The organism is Enterobacter cloacae complex sp. 2024EL-00711 (genome assembly GCF_047529885.1).
Classification (GTDB): Bacteria; Pseudomonadota; Gammaproteobacteria; order Enterobacterales; family Enterobacteriaceae; genus Enterobacter; species Enterobacter ludwigii.
In genome coordinates, this window is the sequence record NZ_JBLIZC010000003.1 from 192,016 (window position 1) to 206,915 (window position 14,900).

General features: G+C 57.8%; 17 protein-coding genes. 12 read left to right on the top strand and 5 right to left on the bottom strand.

Annotated features, from left to right (window positions below):
* Position 1: 1 nt before the first annotated feature.
* The 3 genes from ACMVME_RS10915 (at position 2) to ACMVME_RS10925 (ending at position 2,675) form a co-directional block, all read left to right on the top strand.
* Positions 2 to 772 (top strand): DeoR/GlpR family DNA-binding transcription regulator, encoded by a 771-nt coding sequence (locus ACMVME_RS10915; protein ID WP_068795248.1) that lies wholly within the window; start codon positions 2 to 4, stop codon positions 770 to 772.
* Positions 773 to 835: 63 nt separating this feature from the next.
* A complete protein-coding gene (locus ACMVME_RS10920) occupies positions 836 to 1,438 on the top strand; it encodes an ATP-dependent Clp protease proteolytic subunit (protein ID WP_014168451.1) in 603 nt (200 codons plus the stop codon).
* Between the two features lie 115 nt (positions 1,439 to 1,553).
* A complete protein-coding gene (locus tag ACMVME_RS10925) occupies positions 1,554 to 2,675 on the top strand; it encodes a cupin domain-containing protein (protein WP_025205676.1) in 1,122 nt (373 codons plus the stop codon).
* A 38-nt stretch (positions 2,676 to 2,713) separates the two neighbouring features.
* Here ACMVME_RS10925 and ACMVME_RS10930 read toward each other — a convergent pair whose 3' ends face one another.
* Positions 2,714 to 2,908, bottom strand: a complete 195-nt coding sequence (locus tag ACMVME_RS10930; RefSeq protein ID WP_020885335.1) for a DUF2767 family protein — start codon at positions 2,906 to 2,908, stop codon at positions 2,714 to 2,716.
* Positions 2,909 to 3,137: 229 nt separating this feature from the next.
* Between ACMVME_RS10930 and ACMVME_RS10935 the strand changes: the two genes are divergently transcribed.
* The 3 genes from ACMVME_RS10935 to foxA all read left to right on the top strand — a co-directional run bounded on the left by ACMVME_RS10935 (position 3,138) and on the right by foxA (position 6,693).
* On the top strand, positions 3,138 to 3,371 hold the full coding sequence (locus ACMVME_RS10935) for a DUF2171 domain-containing protein (RefSeq protein WP_020885334.1): 234 nt from the start codon (positions 3,138 to 3,140) through the stop codon (positions 3,369 to 3,371).
* Positions 3,372 to 3,509: 138 nt separating this feature from the next.
* Positions 3,510 to 4,463, top strand: a complete 954-nt coding sequence (locus tag ACMVME_RS10940; RefSeq protein ID WP_047366566.1) for a helix-turn-helix transcriptional regulator — start codon at positions 3,510 to 3,512, stop codon at positions 4,461 to 4,463.
* Positions 4,464 to 4,584: 121 nt separating this feature from the next.
* Complete coding sequence (foxA, locus tag ACMVME_RS10945) at positions 4,585 to 6,693, top strand: ferrioxamine B receptor FoxA (protein WP_139108128.1); 2,109 nt, start codon at positions 4,585 to 4,587, stop codon at positions 6,691 to 6,693.
* 66 nt (positions 6,694 to 6,759) lie between these two features.
* On the opposite strand, the gene ACMVME_RS10950 is transcribed toward foxA, so the two are convergent.
* Positions 6,760 to 8,175: a PLP-dependent aminotransferase family protein gene (locus ACMVME_RS10950; RefSeq protein ID WP_014168456.1), complete on the bottom strand. Its 1,416-nt coding sequence runs from the start codon at positions 8,173 to 8,175 to the stop codon at positions 6,760 to 6,762.
* Between the two features lie 176 nt (positions 8,176 to 8,351).
* Between ACMVME_RS10950 and ACMVME_RS10955 the strand changes: the two genes are divergently transcribed.
* A complete protein-coding gene (locus ACMVME_RS10955; protein ID WP_014168457.1) occupies positions 8,352 to 8,513 on the top strand; it encodes a DUF1127 domain-containing protein in 162 nt (53 codons plus the stop codon).
* A gap of 59 nt (positions 8,514 to 8,572) precedes the next feature.
* On the opposite strand, the gene ACMVME_RS10960 is transcribed toward ACMVME_RS10955, so the two are convergent.
* Together ACMVME_RS10960 and ACMVME_RS10965 are read right to left on the bottom strand one after the other, a co-directional pair.
* The gene (locus tag ACMVME_RS10960; protein WP_020885330.1) at positions 8,573 to 8,827 is read right to left on the bottom strand and encodes a DUF4282 domain-containing protein; all 255 of its coding nucleotides are present in this window, start codon (positions 8,825 to 8,827) and stop codon (positions 8,573 to 8,575) included.
* A gap of 81 nt (positions 8,828 to 8,908) precedes the next feature.
* Positions 8,909 to 10,297: a PLP-dependent aminotransferase family protein gene (locus ACMVME_RS10965; RefSeq protein WP_014168459.1), complete on the bottom strand. Its 1,389-nt coding sequence runs from the start codon at positions 10,295 to 10,297 to the stop codon at positions 8,909 to 8,911.
* 102 nt (positions 10,298 to 10,399) lie between these two features.
* Between ACMVME_RS10965 and ACMVME_RS10970 the strand changes: the two genes are divergently transcribed.
* The gene (locus tag ACMVME_RS10970) at positions 10,400 to 10,879 is read left to right on the top strand and encodes a carboxymuconolactone decarboxylase family protein (protein ID WP_020885328.1); all 480 of its coding nucleotides are present in this window, start codon (positions 10,400 to 10,402) and stop codon (positions 10,877 to 10,879) included.
* Here the strand turns inward: ACMVME_RS10970 and ACMVME_RS10975 are convergent.
* Entirely contained in the window at positions 10,866 to 11,768 is a 903-nt protein-coding gene (locus ACMVME_RS10975) for a LysR family transcriptional regulator (protein WP_068795246.1), read from the bottom strand. The two genes, ACMVME_RS10970 and ACMVME_RS10975, sit on opposite strands and share 14 nt — an antisense overlap.
* A 100-nt stretch (positions 11,769 to 11,868) precedes the next feature.
* Between ACMVME_RS10975 and ACMVME_RS10980 the strand changes: the two genes are divergently transcribed.
* The 4 genes from ACMVME_RS10980 to ACMVME_RS10995 all read left to right on the top strand — a co-directional run bounded on the left by ACMVME_RS10980 (position 11,869) and on the right by ACMVME_RS10995 (position 14,774).
* Entirely contained in the window at positions 11,869 to 13,284 is a 1,416-nt protein-coding gene (locus tag ACMVME_RS10980; RefSeq protein WP_068795245.1) for an aldehyde dehydrogenase family protein, read from the top strand.
* 108 nt (positions 13,285 to 13,392) lie between these two features.
* Positions 13,393 to 13,716 carry an antibiotic biosynthesis monooxygenase family protein gene (locus tag ACMVME_RS10985; protein ID WP_068795244.1) on the top strand — a complete coding sequence of 108 codons (324 nt, stop codon included), beginning with the start codon at positions 13,393 to 13,395 and terminating at the stop codon, positions 13,714 to 13,716.
* The gene (locus ACMVME_RS10990) at positions 13,709 to 14,086 is read left to right on the top strand and encodes a hypothetical protein (RefSeq protein ID WP_041162412.1); all 378 of its coding nucleotides are present in this window, start codon (positions 13,709 to 13,711) and stop codon (positions 14,084 to 14,086) included. The genes ACMVME_RS10985 and ACMVME_RS10990 overlap by 8 nt, the downstream gene beginning before the upstream one ends.
* On the top strand, positions 14,079 to 14,774 hold the full coding sequence (locus ACMVME_RS10995; protein WP_044858794.1) for an ArsR/SmtB family transcription factor: 696 nt from the start codon (positions 14,079 to 14,081) through the stop codon (positions 14,772 to 14,774). Before ACMVME_RS10990 ends, ACMVME_RS10995 begins: the two co-directional genes overlap by 8 nt.
* The last annotated feature ends 126 nt before the right edge of the window (positions 14,775 to 14,900 follow it).

Here is a 14,900-nt window from a genome sequence, read left to right on the forward strand (position 1 = left end):
AATGCTCGATTATGCTGCTTTTCCGGAGCAACGACAAGCGCTGATCCGTCAGATCCTTCAGGAGAGCGGAAGGGTGGTGTGCACCGAACTGGCGACACAAATGAAGGTCTCCGAGCATACCATTCGCCGTGATTTACATGAGCTTAGCAAAGAGGGCTTCTGTAAAAAGGTCTACGGTGGCGCGGTACTTCAGCTGCCGGATGCGGGGGCATTTAGCCGCCGTGAGCAGGAGAACAGTGCACAAAAAGCCACAATCGCGCAGAAAGCGGCAACGCTGATCAAAGCAGGTGGCTGTATCTTTATGGATACGGGCACCACCAACCTGGCGCTGGCGAAAGCCCTTCCTGCCGAACTCAGCGTGACGGTGGTGACCAACTCCCCGGCCATCGCGACCGCGCTGCTGCAACATCCGCTGTGCGAGGTGATCATCACCGGCGGGCAAATCCAGCGGGCGTCTGGCGCGACGGTGGGTGCCACGGCTGCAAGCCAGCTTGAGGGGATCATCTTTGATCAGGCCTTTATCGGTGGCTGTGCGATGGATCCTGAGATGGGGCTGACCGGCTTTGATTTTGCCGACTGTGCGTTCAAAAAAGCGGTGATCGCCCAGAGCAACCAGACCATCGTGGCGTTGACCGCTGACAAGCTTCCCGGCGTGGCGCGCTTTGTCGTGGCAAAGAGCCGGGACATTGATGTGCTGGTGGTGGACGCGAATATTAAACAGGACGTTATCGACGCGTTTGCGGCGCAGGATGTTCGCATTGTGCGCGCCTGAGGACTTTGACCGGTAAAACAGGCTACACTCTGGTTTTGAGCGCTAAATGCTGAGGACATAACAATGCACTACACACTGAAAGAAGGCGATAAGGATAAAGCGGAAGGGTCAAACGGCGCGGGCGCGCTGCAGCAAAAACTGCTCGAGTCCCGCTCGATTGTTATCTCCGGTGAGATCAACCAGGAACTGGCGCAAAAAGTCATTACCCAGCTGATCCTGCTGCAAAGCGTGAGCAACGATCCGATCAAGCTGTACATCAACAGCCAGGGTGGCCACGTGGAAGCGGGTGATACCATCCATGACTTCATCAAGTTTATCCGTCCGGACGTACACATCATCGGCACCGGCTGGGTGGCGAGCGCCGGGATCACCATCTTCCTGGCGGCGAAAAAAGAACATCGCTACTCTCTGCCCAACACCCGCTTTATGATCCACCAGCCGCTGGGTGGCGTGCGTGGTCAGGCGACGGATATTGAGATTGAAGCGCGTGAGATCATCCGCATGCTGGATCGCGTGAACAAGCTGATTGCTGACGCCACCGGCCAGCCGCTGGAAAAAGTGAAAAAAGACACCGACCGCAACTTCTGGATGTCTCCGGCAGAAGCGCTGGACTACGGCATTGTGGGTAAACTGATTACGCATTATGACGATCTGAAGCTGGATTGATCCCTCAGGGCCGGACGTTTGCGCCGGCCTTCTCCTCTCGTTTGACCCATGACAAGTTCCCCCTTGACCGTCTCCCCTATAATCGCGCCTGTTTACCCTCTCACTGGTGCTACCCATGGCGTATCAACTGAACCTGAACTGGCCGGAATTTCTTGAAAAATACTGGCAGAAACAACCCGTAGTGCTGAAAAATGCCTTCCCTGATTTTGTCGACCCGATTACCCCGGACGAACTGGCAGGGCTGGCGATGGAGCCTGAAGTCGATAGCCGTCTGGTCAGCCATTCCAACGGTAAATGGCAGGCCAGCAATGGTCCGTTTGAGCACTTCGATGGCCTGGGTGAAACCGGCTGGTCGCTGCTGGCGCAGGCGGTGAACCACTGGCACATGCCTGCAGCGGAGCTGGTGCGCCCGTTCCGCGTCTTGCCAGACTGGCGTCTGGATGACCTGATGATCTCCTTCTCTGTCCCTGGCGGCGGCGTGGGCCCGCATATCGATCAGTACGATGTGTTTATCATTCAGGGGATGGGAAGCCGCCGCTGGCGCGTGGGTGACAAGCTGCCAATGCGCCAGTTCTGCCCGCATCCGGCGCTGCTGCACGTTGATCCGTTTGAGCCGATCATCGACGAAGATCTGGCCCCGGGCGATATCCTCTACATTCCACCTGGCTTCCCGCACGACGGCTTTACCCACGAAACGGCGCTAAACTACTCCGTCGGTTTCCGCGGGCCGAACGGCCGCGATCTGATCAGCAGCTTTGCCGATTACGCGCTGGAAAACGATCTGGGCGGCGAGCACTACAGCGATCCGGATCTGACCTGCCGCGAACACCCTGGACGCGTGGAACAGTACGAGCTGGATCGTATTCGCCAGATGATGATCGACATGATCAGCAAGCCTGATGATTTCACGAAATGGTTCGGTAGCTTTGTCTCGACGCCGCGCCATGAGCTGGATATTGCCACCGCGGAACCGCCGTACACGGCAGAAGAAGTGCTTGATGCATTGCAGGGCGGCGAAACGCTGTCTCGCCTGAGCGGTCTGCGCGTGTTGAATATCAACGGCAGCGTCTTCATCAACAGCGAACTGCTGGAAACGGTAGATGCGAAGGCTGCGGACGTGCTGTGTCGCTACACGGAACTCGGTCAGGCTGAGCTGGGCGAGGCGCTGAACAATCCGGCGTTTATTGACGAACTGACCGGACTGATTAACCAGGGCTACTGGTTCTTCGACGAGTAACGGCTGGCGGCGTTTAGCCAGGCTAAACGCCGCCTCGTTCAGACCAGCATATTACAGGCTTTCCAGTAATTCAGGAGCCGCTCATCGTCGCGCTCCTTCTCTGCTTTTGTTTTCATCGCCTGCGCCAGATTTTCACGCGACAGCTCGTGGCCTTTTTGCACAATGTCTAAAACCGCTTCACCAAGAGCCAGTGAAATTTCTGTACGATTATTACGAATATTACGAATCGTCATTAATGCCTCCTCGTTGGTTGCGATAATGTAATTATGAAATAAAAAATAAACTGCGAGAATAATTCATCTTATTCTTATTTTTTCATTATGCTTCGCTATGCCTCGCGGTAGTCATAATATCCTGTTGTGTCAATGATGTTTCAAAATGCTAATAAGCGCCCGTAAGCCAAATTTATGCGCTACAGTTAATTCCGTGCAACGGCCAAATAACCAAAACGGGAGAATTATTATGGTAGATAAAAACGCAATTATGGATCACGCTCAGGTTGTCGCCAGCTGCGGAACACACGTCGGTGTTGTGGACCATCTGGATGGTGAGCGCATCAAGCTTGCGAAAAGCGATCCGGAATCCGGTGGGAAGCACCACTTTATACCGCTCGGCTGGGTGGACAAAGTGGATGATAATAAAGTTGTCCTGACCAAAAACCATAAAGAGGTTTTTGCTGAGTGGCAGCAAGCATAAATATATCTCTTTAACTGAAATATATTTCTTCGCTCCGGCTCAGACCGGAGCGTAATACGTTTTATGCCCAGTGATTGCTGCCACCACCAATGAATGGTACTGTTTCGTTTGTCCTTTCCCCGATGCAGGCACCGTCATATGCTCCAGCGTGAAAATAGATCAGCGAAACGCCTGTTTTTTGTTGAGGATTTTCAGATATTCGGTGAGCGCTACGGCATCGACTACCGGTTCCCGCAGTTAAAAGATGCGCAGGTCAACAACCGCGCCGTGCTGCAGGGGAATGTGGAAGAGATGACGCTTTCATCCGGCATTTCACTGACCCACTCCAACGTTCGCGTTTTACAACCTTACGAAACCACCTCTCGCCATAGCAGCCCACTCTATATGCTGGTGGTGCTGGAAGGGGGCGTCACGATCGCGCTTAATGGCGTTGAATATGTCGTACGATCCGGCATGGCCTTCAGCTCCCGCCTGAGTGAAGAGCAGATAATGTGCGCGCGTCACGATGCCGACAGCACGCTGAAAACGCTCTCGTTTGGTCTATTCCCACACGATGCCAGGCGCGAGACCCTGCTTGAGTCGCTGCTCCAGGAATGGCAAAGCCTGAATGCGCCCACTCTGGTCTGGCACGTTCCTGAGTTTGTCCTTGCGGGGATCCAGCATGCTCAGCAGCAGGGTCTAAGCGCATTATCCCGTCAGCTGTTGCTGGAAGGGTTGATGTATCAGCTTCTGGGCCAGGGTTTGGCGCAGCGCCAGCAATCCTTCCCGTGCCGGCCTGAGCATGCGCGTCTTGAACGCGTGCGCAGCAGGCTGGAACAGTCTCCGGAGCAGGATCATACTCTTGCGCAGCTGGCCGCCCTCGCCGCCATGAGCCCGAGCAGCCTGCGCAGCAAGTTTCGTCAACGCTACGGCTGCACCCTTTTCGATTACCTGCGTGAATGTCGGCTCGCGCTGGCGCGTCGCTATCTGCTTGAAGGCTATAGCGTGCAGCAGGCGGCGTGGATGTGTGGCTATCAGCACGCCACCAATTTCGCTACCGCGTTTCGTCGCCATTACGGTATTGCACCGGGCGACATGTGCAAACGCCGCTAACCTACTTTCTCTCTTCGCGCGAACGCAACCCGTGCGCTTTAGCACCGCGCATACGTATCCTGGCGGCGCGCATAGCTGTTTGCCCTCTCAAAAAGGTAATAATTCTTATTAACAATAAGAAATACCTTTGGAGAGGGTTATGTTTGCTAAATCACGTCTGGCACTGCTGGTGGGATGGGTTACCGGTAGCGTCGCTTTTCCTTTACTGGCGCAGGATGCCCAAAAAACGGACACCGTTGTGGTCACGTCACAGATGCAATCTGCTGCCACCAAGCTTGAAACGCCGGATATAGAGACTCCGCAGTCGGTCTCTATCGTTACCCGCGAGCAGTTTGAAGAGCAGGGTGCGACCAGCGTGCGCCAGGCGGTGAGCTACACGCCGGGGGTTTACAGCAACCAGATTGGCGCGTCAAACCGCTTCGACTACATGGTGCTGCGCGGTTTCTCCGACGGCAGTCTGGATAACGTCTACCTCGACGGCCTGAAGATGATGGGAGACACCAACTCTCACAGCTCGCTGGTGGTGGATCCCTGGTTCCTCGACAATATCGAGGTGGTGCGTGGCCCGGCCTCCGTGCTGTACGGCCGTTCATCGCCGGGCGGTATCGTGGCGCTGACCTCCCGCAAGCCGTCGTTCGATCCGGGCGGGGAGATTAAGCTATTTGCCGGGAACAATAACCAGCGCGGGGCGATGTTCGACGTTACCGGTCCGGTCGATAATAACGACCGCGTGGCGGTGCGCCTCAGCGGGATGACCCGCTATGCCGATTCCCAGTTTGATCCGCTGAAGGAAGAGCGCTACGCGCTGATGCCGAGCCTGACCTGGCGCATCACTGATAACACGCGTCTGGATCTTATGGCCTATCTGCACCGCGATCCGGAAGGGGGGAGCCACTCCGGCCTGCCTTATGACGGCACCGTGGTGCCGCATAACGGTAAGAAAATCACCAACACCTTCTTTGAAGGTGAGGATGACTACGACAAGTACGATCGTCGGGAAAACATGGTGGGCTACAACATTGAGCACATGTTCGACAGCGGCTGGACGGTGCGCCAGAAGCTGCGCTATCTGCACACCAAAGTGGATCTGAATCAGGTATATGCCGCGGGCTGGCTGAACGATACCGAGCTCAACCGCGGCTATTCCGGTTCTGACGAGAAGATGAATGCCATCACGCTGGATAACCAGGTCGACGGCAGTTTCGATACCGGGGCAGTTAACCACCGCGTGCTGATCGGCCTGGATTATCAGGACCGTACCAATAACGTGACCGGCTACTACGGCGGTTTCCCGCCCATCGACGCGTTCCACCCGGTTTACGGTGCGAAACCGGATTACATCACCCAGTACAGCAAGGAAAAACATAAGCTGCGCCAGACCGGGTACTACCTGCAGGATCAGATGTCCATTGACCGCTGGCGCCTGACGCTGGGCGGGCGTTATGACCAGGTAAGCGTGTCGAACGTTGATAACGTTAACCATACCCGCAGCGACCTGGATAAGAACAACGTCAGCAGCCGCGCGGCGTTGCTGTATCTGTTTGATAACGGTGTCGCGCCGTACGTCAGCTACTCCACGGCCTTTACGCCGACCAGCTTCGCCGATGAGCAGGGCAACATTCTGGACCCGATGAAAGGCAAGCAGTGGGAAGCGGGCGTGAAGTATGAACCCGAGGGGATGAACAGCCAGTTCAGCGCCTCGGTGTTCCGCATCAACCAGAAGAATATCGCCACCAAAGAGGAGCCGACCGATCCGTACCGTTCCATCGGTGAAATCGAGTCCGAGGGCGTTGAGCTGGAAGCGGTGGGTCAACTGACCGACAGCCTGCGCATGCAGGCGGCGTACACCTATACCGACATTCGTTACAAGAAGAGCAGCCCGGAAGAGGAGGGCAAGCGCGCCGTCTATGCGCCGCGGAATATGGCCAGTGCCTGGCTCAGCTACGACGTGAAAACGGGCCCGCTGGACGGCCTGACCGTCGGCTCCGGCGTTCGTTACGTCAACGGCATTACCAGCGATCGCCAGAACACCCATACGCTGCCGTCGTATACGCTGGTGGATATGGTGGTGGGGTATGACCTGTCGAAGGTGGGGCTCACGGGTATGAGCGCGCAGCTGAACGTCAATAATCTGACCGATAAACGCTATGTGGCGGCGTGTAACTCGCTCTCCTACTGCTATTTCGGCGCGGAACGCAGTATCGTTGGCAGCGTTTCATGGACGTTTTGAATCGGTGACAGTGCCGGGCGGCGGTGACGCCTTGCCCGGCCTGGTGGAGGAGGGCATCAGGCCGCACTACTCCTCCATCGCAATCACAATTGCCTCACCCATCTTCTTCAGTGCCTCGCGATGCTTCTCCGTTGGCGGTAACGCAACGTTGATCCGCAGGCAGTTGCGGTACTTGCCGGATGCAGAGAACAGCGACCCGGCTGCCGCCTGGATCTTCAGCCGGCACAGCTGCTTGCTGACGCACACCATGTCGACATTTTCCGGTAACTCCACCCACAGCAAAAAACTGCCCTGCGGGCGCGTCACGCAGATCTCCGCCGGGAAGTACTGCCGCACCCAGCAGGTATAGGTTTCCATATTCTGCTGATAAATCTGGCGCATACGGCGAACGTGACGATGATAATGGCCGTCGCGAATAAACGCCGCCACCGCCATCTGCGTTCCCGGCACGTTAAAGCCGCCTGCGGCGTATTTCATGTGCATCACCCGGTCGTAATAGCGCCCCGGCACAATCCAGCCGACGCGCAGGCCCGGTGCCACGGTCTTGGTAAACGAGCTGCACAGGAGTACGCGACCATCAATGTCCATGGAGTGAATGGTGCGCGGGCGCGGGTATTCCGCCGCCAGCTCGCCGTAAATATCATCCTCCACGATCACGATATCGTGCCGCTGGGCGAGAGCCAGCACCTGCTTCTTCCGCGCTTCCGGCATGATAAAACCCAGCGGGTTATTGCAGTTGGGCACCAGGATCACCGCTTTAATGGGCCACTGCTCCAGCGCCAGCTCTAACGCTTCAATGCTGATCCCGGTTTCGGGATCGGTGGGAATTTCGATGGCTTTGATGTTGAACCCGCGCAGCATCTGCATGGTGCCGTGAAACGACGGGGATTCCACGGCCACAATATCGCCCGGTTTGCATATCGAGAGCAGGGCAATCGACAGCGCGCCGTGGCAGCCATTGGTGATGACAATCTCATTCGCGGCCACGGTAGAGCCGCCGTCCAGCATCAGCCGTGCGATCTGCTCGCGCAGCTCGAGCCGACCGTCGAGCACGTCATAGCTCAGCATCTCGCCCGGATTGTGCTGCGCGATGCGGCTCATTTCACGCCACAGCGGTTTCAGGCTCGGTTGATTGACGTCCGGCGAGCCGCCGCCAAAGGAGATCATCTCTTTGTCGGCACGGGCATCCAGCAGCATCATCACTTCATCCCACTGGGTGACGTCTACCGGACGCTGCACCGGACGCGTCATTGCCGGTACGGGCGGCATGGCCTTACGTTGCGAGACAAAATAGCCGGATCGTGGCTGAGGCGTGATCAGCTGCAGATTTTCGAGGATCTGGTAGGCCTGCTGTATGGTGCTGATGCTAACGCCATGCTCCTGGCTCAGCGCGCGCACCGACGGCAGACGTTCACCGCTGCGATACAGCCCTTGTTGAATGCGTTCCGCCAGAAGGTTGGCGAGATGTTGGTAGCGCGTCATGCTGTATCCTTTGTTTTCACCATACAGATTGTAAAACCAGTACAGATTGCCGCAAAAAACGGCATGCAGATACAGTTTTAGCGGATCTGTATGTTAAACAAAAGATGTTTTTGAATCTGTATTGTACGCCCTGAATTCCACGATGATAACGCTACTGGCACAGTGAGGAGAGCATCATGGAATTTTACGAGAACCGTTCAAAACGTCCGTTTATTGTTTTTGTCTGGATCGGCAAAACGCTACGCAACTGGTACCGTATTCACCGCACCCGTCGCATCCTGAGCAAGATGAGTGACGAGCAGCTCAAGGATGTCGGGTTGTCGCGCTATGATGTGTAAGCGGGCAGGGTCGGCGCTGGCCGGGTAAGGAGAAACCCCTACCCGGCGCAACGGAGAGATTATTCGACTGATTTCACCGCGGTGTTTTCAGCGATGCGGCGCAGATATTCGTTATTCTTAAACGCAACCATGATCAGTTCGAACGTCACGCGACAGCCGATCAGGCTGAAAATCATCCCGATAAATCCGGTGATCAGATGGTCGGTAAACATGGAATACACGCCGGCAATCAAAATCACCAGCATGACGATCCAGTAGAAGAAGACCAGCACGCGTGGCGTTAATAAGTAGTCAAATCCCAGAATGGCTTTCATTTTCTTTTCCTTAGAAATATAAAAAAGGCTCAAGATTGTATCTTTATCACGTTCTTTTATGGCGTGGATAGCTATCTGATTTCAGAGTAGTAATTCCAGCGTTTCTTGTTTTGGCCTTTCAAGGAGTGCCACCGCCTCCTGATACGTGCGCACGTTGTTATAGCCCATCACCAGTCCGTAACGCTTGCCGGAGCCGCGATACCACTCCGAGAGCGCGTTAACCTGCAGCTGCTGCGCTTGCCAGCAGTGCGCGATTTCCCGGTCACAACTCCCCTTCGAAAGGAATGCCACGATGTGCATTCCACCGTCGTTTTGCTCGGTGAAAAACAGGTCGCCATACACCTCCTGTAAAGCCTTAATCATCCACTCCCGCCGGGTCTGATACAGGGCCCGCATCTTCTTAAGATGTCGGAAAAAATGGCCTTCGTTGAGAAAGGCGGTGAGGATCTTTTGCGTCAGCACCGGCTGGCCGCTGGTGACGATGTCCGCGCAGTCGGTAAACGCCCCGAGGGTGCTGGCGGGCATCACCACGTAGCCCATGCGCAGCGACGGCATAATGGTTTTGCTGAAGGTGCCCATAAAAATGACCCGGTCGTGCCGGTCGAGGCTTTTTAGCGACGGCAGCACCTTGCGGGTGTAGTGAAATTCCCCGTCGTAGTCATCCTCAATAATCCAGGCCTCGTTCTGACTCGCCCAGTCGAGAAGCTGTTGTTTACGCGGCAGAGAGAGGGTGACCGCCAGCGGGCTCTGGTGCGACGGGGTGACGATGGCGAAGCGGGCATCGCGATGGTGGCGCAGCAGGTATTCCGTATCGATCCCGGCGCGATCGACCGGCACGGTGTGCAGGCGCGGCACGATCCGCTTGAGCAACTGCTGGCCCATAAAGTAGCCCGGATCTTCAAACACCACCTTGTCGCTGCGGCTGGCCAGCGTATCGAGGATCAGGCGCAGGCTACCGCTGTAGCCGCTGGTGATCAGCACCTGCTCGGCGGTGCAGGCGAGCCCGCGTGAAATATTAAGGTAGCTGGCAATCGCCTGGCGCAGCGGATACCAGCCCAGCACGGGCGGATTCAGCATCTCTTCCTGGCGCATGGCGCGCGTCGCCTGGCCTGAAAGCAGCAGCCATTTTTTATAGGGAAAGCTGTCGAGGGAGGGAATGCCGGGGCGCAGAAAACCTGCCCGTTCGCGCTGGCCGATCAGCGAGGCCGGAAGCGTGCCGGTGGTCTGCTCCGCAGGGGCGTGCTGCGCGGGCAGTAACAGGTCCGGATTGACCCGCGTGCCGCGTGCCCCCTGGCTTACCAGATACCCTTCGCCCGTCAGGATGGCGTAGGCGGTTTCAACGGTTTTGCGCGCCACCTTCAGCTCTTCCGCCAGCACGCGAATGGCGGGGACTTTGTCGCCAGGCTTTAGCACGCCACGCGTGATGTTGTCGCGATAGCGGGTATAAATAGCGTGATAGCCCGGTTTCATGTCCTACCTCGTTTGACGGTTTTTGTGTCTTTTTACTATGTCATTATCCGCGTAGATTGTCCTCATCGCATGACATATGCCGCACAAAAAAGAGGAAAGACAATGAGCACCCGCGTAAACCACCATAAGATCACACCTGCCCTCGCCAACGCGCTGTCCAACCTGAGCATGGAAGTGGCGAAAACCTCTCTCGACCCGGCGCTGAAGCACCTGATCGACATTCGTGTCTCACAGCTGAACGGCTGTACCTTCTGCCTGGATATGCATTCGAAAGAGGCCAAAATCGCCGGAGAACGCGAGCTGCGCCTGTACCATCTGGCGGCATGGCGCGAGTCCCCGCTGTTCAGCGCCCGTGAGAAAGCGGCGCTGGCCTTCGCCGAAGCGCTGACGCAAATTAGCGTGCATGGCGTGAGTGATGCGCTCTACCGCAGCGTGGCGGAGCACTTCTCGGACGTGGAGATTTCAGAGCTGAACTTTGCCATTGTGGCGATCAACGCCTGGAACCGTCTGGGGATCACGTCCCGCATGGAGCCGGGCTCGCTGGACGCGGCTTACGGGCTGAACAAAGCTAACCTCGAATAACCCCGCGCTCACGGATCATCGCCACCAGCGCCCGTAACCCTGGCGGGACGTGGCGATGCCCCGGATAGTACAAGCGCAGCCCGGCAAACGGCTGCGTCCAGTCGTTTAACACGCTCACCAGTTCCCCGCTTTCAAGCTCTTCCCGGATATACAGTTCTGGTAAAAACCCTATCCCTAATCCCGCCTTCACGGCCCGGATCGAGGCGAAGAGATCGGACGTGGCAAAGCGCGGCGGTACCGCCAGAGCGTACTGTTCCCCGCGACGCGCCAGCTCCCAGCGGTAGATCCCACCGTGCGCCATGCGCATACCGATCCCCTGATGTAAGAGCAGATCCTCCGGCGTGTGCGGCGTGCCGTGGCGGGCAAAGTAATCCGGCGTGGCGGTGACAAGCTGGCGGATCTCACCGGTCAGCGGCACGGCGATCATATCCTGTGGCACGGATTCTTCAAGACGGATCCCGGCGTCGTAACCTTCTGCGACGATGTCGATCATTCGTGCTTCGCTTAGCGTCTCGACGCGCATTTTCGGGTAGCGGATCATAAAGTCGATCAGCAATTGATCCAGAAAGAGCGCACCGATATGGTTCGGTACGTTTAAGCGCAGGGTGCCGGCAGGTTCGCCGGTATCACTGTGGATCTCTTCGCTGGCCTGGCGTATCGCCTGCAGGGCCGGGCCGATACGCGCCACGTAGCGCTGCCCGGCGTCGGTAAGCGCCACGCTGCGGGTCGTGCGGTTAAACAGGCGCGTCTCCAGGCGGCTCTCCAGCCCGGCGATAGCGTTACTTACCGCCGTGGCGGACATGCCCAGCTCCTGTGCCGCACCGCGAAAACTGCCGCGCCGCACTACCGCCATGACCACTTCCAGCTCTGTCAGACCCGAACGATGCATAGATTATCCTGAAAATCGAAACAACCCTTGCAGCATAGCGTGGATTATCGCAACGGAGAAGCCGTGCCAGACTGTGTCCATACAGCCTGAGGAGGTTTATATGCACCACATCGAACAGATCTTTATCAACGGCGAATTTGTTACCCCGCACGGCACCGAACGTTTTGATTTATACAATCCGGCGACGGCGCGGGTGATTGGCCAGGTTCGCCTGGCCGATCAGGTAGACGCGGAGCATGCCATCGCGGCCGCGAAAGCGGCGTTTCCGACATGGTCGCAAACCCCCCGACAGGAACGCATTGCCGCGCTGAAACGCATGCATGCCGCCGTGGCCGCCCGTCATGATGCGCTGCTGGACGCGGTGATTGAAGAGTACGGCGCGCCAGCCTCGCGCTCGGCGTGGATGGCCCGCTACCCGGCAGATGTCATTGCCCAGGCCATCGAGGCGCTGGAAGCCTTTGAGTTTGTGACCACGGCGGGGGCGGCAACGGTGCAGATGACGCCGCTTGGTGTCGCCGGGCTTATTACCCCGTGGAACAGCGACGCGGGGTTTATCTGCGGCAAACTGGCGGCTGCGCTCGCGGCGGGCTGCACGGCGGTGATTAAACCGAGCGAGATGAGCGCGCTGCAAACCCGCATTGTCACCGAGGCGCTGCGCGATGCCGGGTTACCGCCGGGCGTGTTTAACATTGTCACCGGACGGGGCGATACGGTCGGTGAGACCCTCAGCCGCCATCCGGACGTGGCGAAAATTTCGTTTACCGGTTCGACCGTTACCGGCAAAGCGATACTGCGCAACGCGGCGCAGAGTGTTAAGCGAGTGACGCTGGAGTTAGGCGGTAAATCGCCGACGATCCTGCTTGATGATGTCGATTTGGCGCAGGCTATCCCGCTGGTGGTGCAGGCCGGGTTTATGAACAGCGGGCAGGCGTGCGTGGCCGGAACGCGCATTCTGGTACCGCAGTCGCGTAAGGCGGAAATCGAAACTGCTCTGGCGCAGGCCGTCGCGGCCGTGAAATCTGGCGATCCGCGGGATAACGCGACAGAAATTGGCCCGATGGTCAGTGAAAAACAGTGGCTGCGGGTGCAGGGCTATATCCGTAAAGGCCTCGACGAGGGGGCAAACCTGCTGGTGGGGGGGGAAGGGCGTCCAGAAGGCACGCAGGACGGCTGGTTTGTGCGCCCGACGCTGTTTGCTGACGTCACTAACCAGATGGCGATTGCCCGGGAAGAGATCTTCGGCCCGGTACTGTGTGTGCTCCCTTATCAGGACGAGGCCGAAGCCGTCGCCATTGCCAACGACACCGAGTATGGCCTGAGTGCGATGGTGCTGGGCAGGGATGTCGAACGTGCGCGTCGCGTGGCGCAGCAGATTGTCGCGGGCCGCGTGCTGGTGAACACGCTGGCCCATGAGCCTAAAGCGCCGTTTGGCGGGTTCAGGCACTCCGGCGTGGGGCGTGAGATGGGCGAGTGGGGGATCCGCGCGTTTATGGAGCCGAAGTCGATTCTGGGATAACCGTTTGTCGCCCTCCCGAAAAGAGGGCGACAATACTTCGCCCTTCACCGAAGCATCCGCATTTTCTTTCCTGCATGCTCTCCGCACCCTCACAACGGAGAGACAACCATGATTGCAGTCCTTTTCGAAGCCCAGGCCGCGCCTGCCCATCAGGCGCGTTACCTGCAGCTCGCAGCCGAACTCAAGCCCCTGCTGGCGGATATCGACGGGTTTATTGATATCGAGCGTTTTCAGAGCTTGACCACCGACGGCAAAATTCTCTCCCTCTCCTGGTGGCGGGATGAAGAATCGGTCCGCCGCTGGAAGCAGAACGTCTTTCATCAGGCGGCGCAGAGGGAGGGGCGGGAGGCTATCTTTACGTACTACCGCATCCGGGTGGCGCAGGTGGTGCGGGAATACGCCTCAGAAACCGGAGGGCGTGCGGATGTATGACGTTCATGTGATTTTCGACGCTACGCCAGGGGAACTGGCGCGATTCGGCCAGCTGCTGGGGCGCAATGGTGTGGGGCTGGAGGGCGGTGGCGTGTTTGGTACCGAAGCCCATTTCCTGGTGGAAGAGGGCGAAAAAGCCCGTCGCGTGCTGCTTGAGGGCGGGTTTAACGTCCGGTCAGTCCGTAAACCGCTGATCAGAAAACTGCAGCAGGCGCGTCCCGGTGAGCTGGGCGAGATTGCCGCGGCGTTAGCGGCTCACGGTGTGTCTGTACTGACCCAGTACAGCGACCATGCGAATCACCTCATTCTGCTGACGGATAATGATAAGCTGGCGGCAGAGATCACCAGACCATGGGCAGTCAATGCTTAAGACCCGTTTACCCCCTGACAACAGCGCGCTGCTGGAGCAGGCCATGGCGGCAGTGGCCGCTGCCATGGCGGATCCGTCGCGTGTGAAAATGCTCTGTGCGCTGATGGATGGCAGGGCATGGACCGCCACCGAGCTGAGCGCGGCGGCGGATATCGCCCCCTCCACTGCCAGCGGGCACCTGACCCGTCTGCTGGACGGAAAGCTGATTACCTGCCTGTCACAGGGGCGGCATCGCTATTACCGCCTGGCAGGACACGATGTGGCGGAACTGGTCGAGCAGATGATGGGGCTGTCGTGGAGCCGCATCACCCCGCCGGAAACCTCCGCCCCGAAAGCCCTGCGTGAAGCCCGCACCTGTTACGACCATCTGGCAGGGACGGTGGCCGTTCAAATCTATGATTTTATGCAGGCGCAGGGCTGGCTGGAGACGGACGGGTCAGCCCTGACCGTGTATGGACGCGAACAGTTCCTGACGCTCGGTATTTCATTAAGCGCCAATCCGCGCCGTAAGGCCTGCTGTGCCTGTCTTGACTGGAGCGAGCGGCGGTTTCATCTGGGGGGCGAGGCGGGCGCGGCGCTTCTCGCGTATCTGGACAGCAACGGCTGGATCCAGCGGGTGGCGGGATTTCGGGACGTGGTGGTCACCGCGTCAGGAAACGTTGCCATTAAAAAACGTTTTAGCCGCTAAATTCTCGGCGGTCTGATGCCTTTTCCCCACCGGGAGAGGGCATTCGTCTTTCGCAATTCCTGCTCTTTTGTCTCTCGTTTCTTGATACTTATCCTGGTAACTATTATCTTGACCGCGTGTTACGAG

What these genes read in the sequence shown, in the direction of transcription:
- ACMVME_RS10915 (WP_068795248.1), top strand. Translation starts at nt 2, where the DNA reads ATGCTCGATTATGCTGCTTTTCCGGAGCAACGACAAGCGCTGATCCGT.
- ACMVME_RS10920 (WP_014168451.1), top strand. Translation starts at nt 836, where the DNA reads ATGCACTACACACTGAAAGAAGGCGATAAGGATAAAGCGGAAGGGTCA.
- ACMVME_RS10925 (WP_025205676.1), top strand. Translation starts at nt 1,554, where the DNA reads ATGGCGTATCAACTGAACCTGAACTGGCCGGAATTTCTTGAAAAATAC.
- ACMVME_RS10930 (WP_020885335.1), bottom strand. Translation starts at nt 2,908, where the DNA reads ATGACGATTCGTAATATTCGTAATAATCGTACAGAAATTTCACTGGCT.
- ACMVME_RS10935 (WP_020885334.1), top strand. Translation starts at nt 3,138, where the DNA reads ATGGTAGATAAAAACGCAATTATGGATCACGCTCAGGTTGTCGCCAGC.
- ACMVME_RS10940 (WP_047366566.1), top strand. Translation starts at nt 3,510, where the DNA reads ATGCTCCAGCGTGAAAATAGATCAGCGAAACGCCTGTTTTTTGTTGAG.
- ACMVME_RS10950 (WP_014168456.1), bottom strand. Translation starts at nt 8,175, where the DNA reads ATGACGCGCTACCAACATCTCGCCAACCTTCTGGCGGAACGCATTCAA.
- ACMVME_RS10955 (WP_014168457.1), top strand. Translation starts at nt 8,352, where the DNA reads ATGGAATTTTACGAGAACCGTTCAAAACGTCCGTTTATTGTTTTTGTC.
- ACMVME_RS10960 (WP_020885330.1), bottom strand. Translation starts at nt 8,827, where the DNA reads ATGAAAGCCATTCTGGGATTTGACTACTTATTAACGCCACGCGTGCTG.
- ACMVME_RS10965 (WP_014168459.1), bottom strand. Translation starts at nt 10,297, where the DNA reads ATGAAACCGGGCTATCACGCTATTTATACCCGCTATCGCGACAACATC.
- ACMVME_RS10970 (WP_020885328.1), top strand. Translation starts at nt 10,400, where the DNA reads ATGAGCACCCGCGTAAACCACCATAAGATCACACCTGCCCTCGCCAAC.
- ACMVME_RS10975 (WP_068795246.1), bottom strand. Translation starts at nt 11,768, where the DNA reads ATGCATCGTTCGGGTCTGACAGAGCTGGAAGTGGTCATGGCGGTAGTG.
- ACMVME_RS10980 (WP_068795245.1), top strand. Translation starts at nt 11,869, where the DNA reads ATGCACCACATCGAACAGATCTTTATCAACGGCGAATTTGTTACCCCG.
- ACMVME_RS10985 (WP_068795244.1), top strand. Translation starts at nt 13,393, where the DNA reads ATGATTGCAGTCCTTTTCGAAGCCCAGGCCGCGCCTGCCCATCAGGCG.
- ACMVME_RS10990 (WP_041162412.1), top strand. Translation starts at nt 13,709, where the DNA reads ATGTATGACGTTCATGTGATTTTCGACGCTACGCCAGGGGAACTGGCG.
- ACMVME_RS10995 (WP_044858794.1), top strand. Translation starts at nt 14,079, where the DNA reads ATGCTTAAGACCCGTTTACCCCCTGACAACAGCGCGCTGCTGGAGCAG.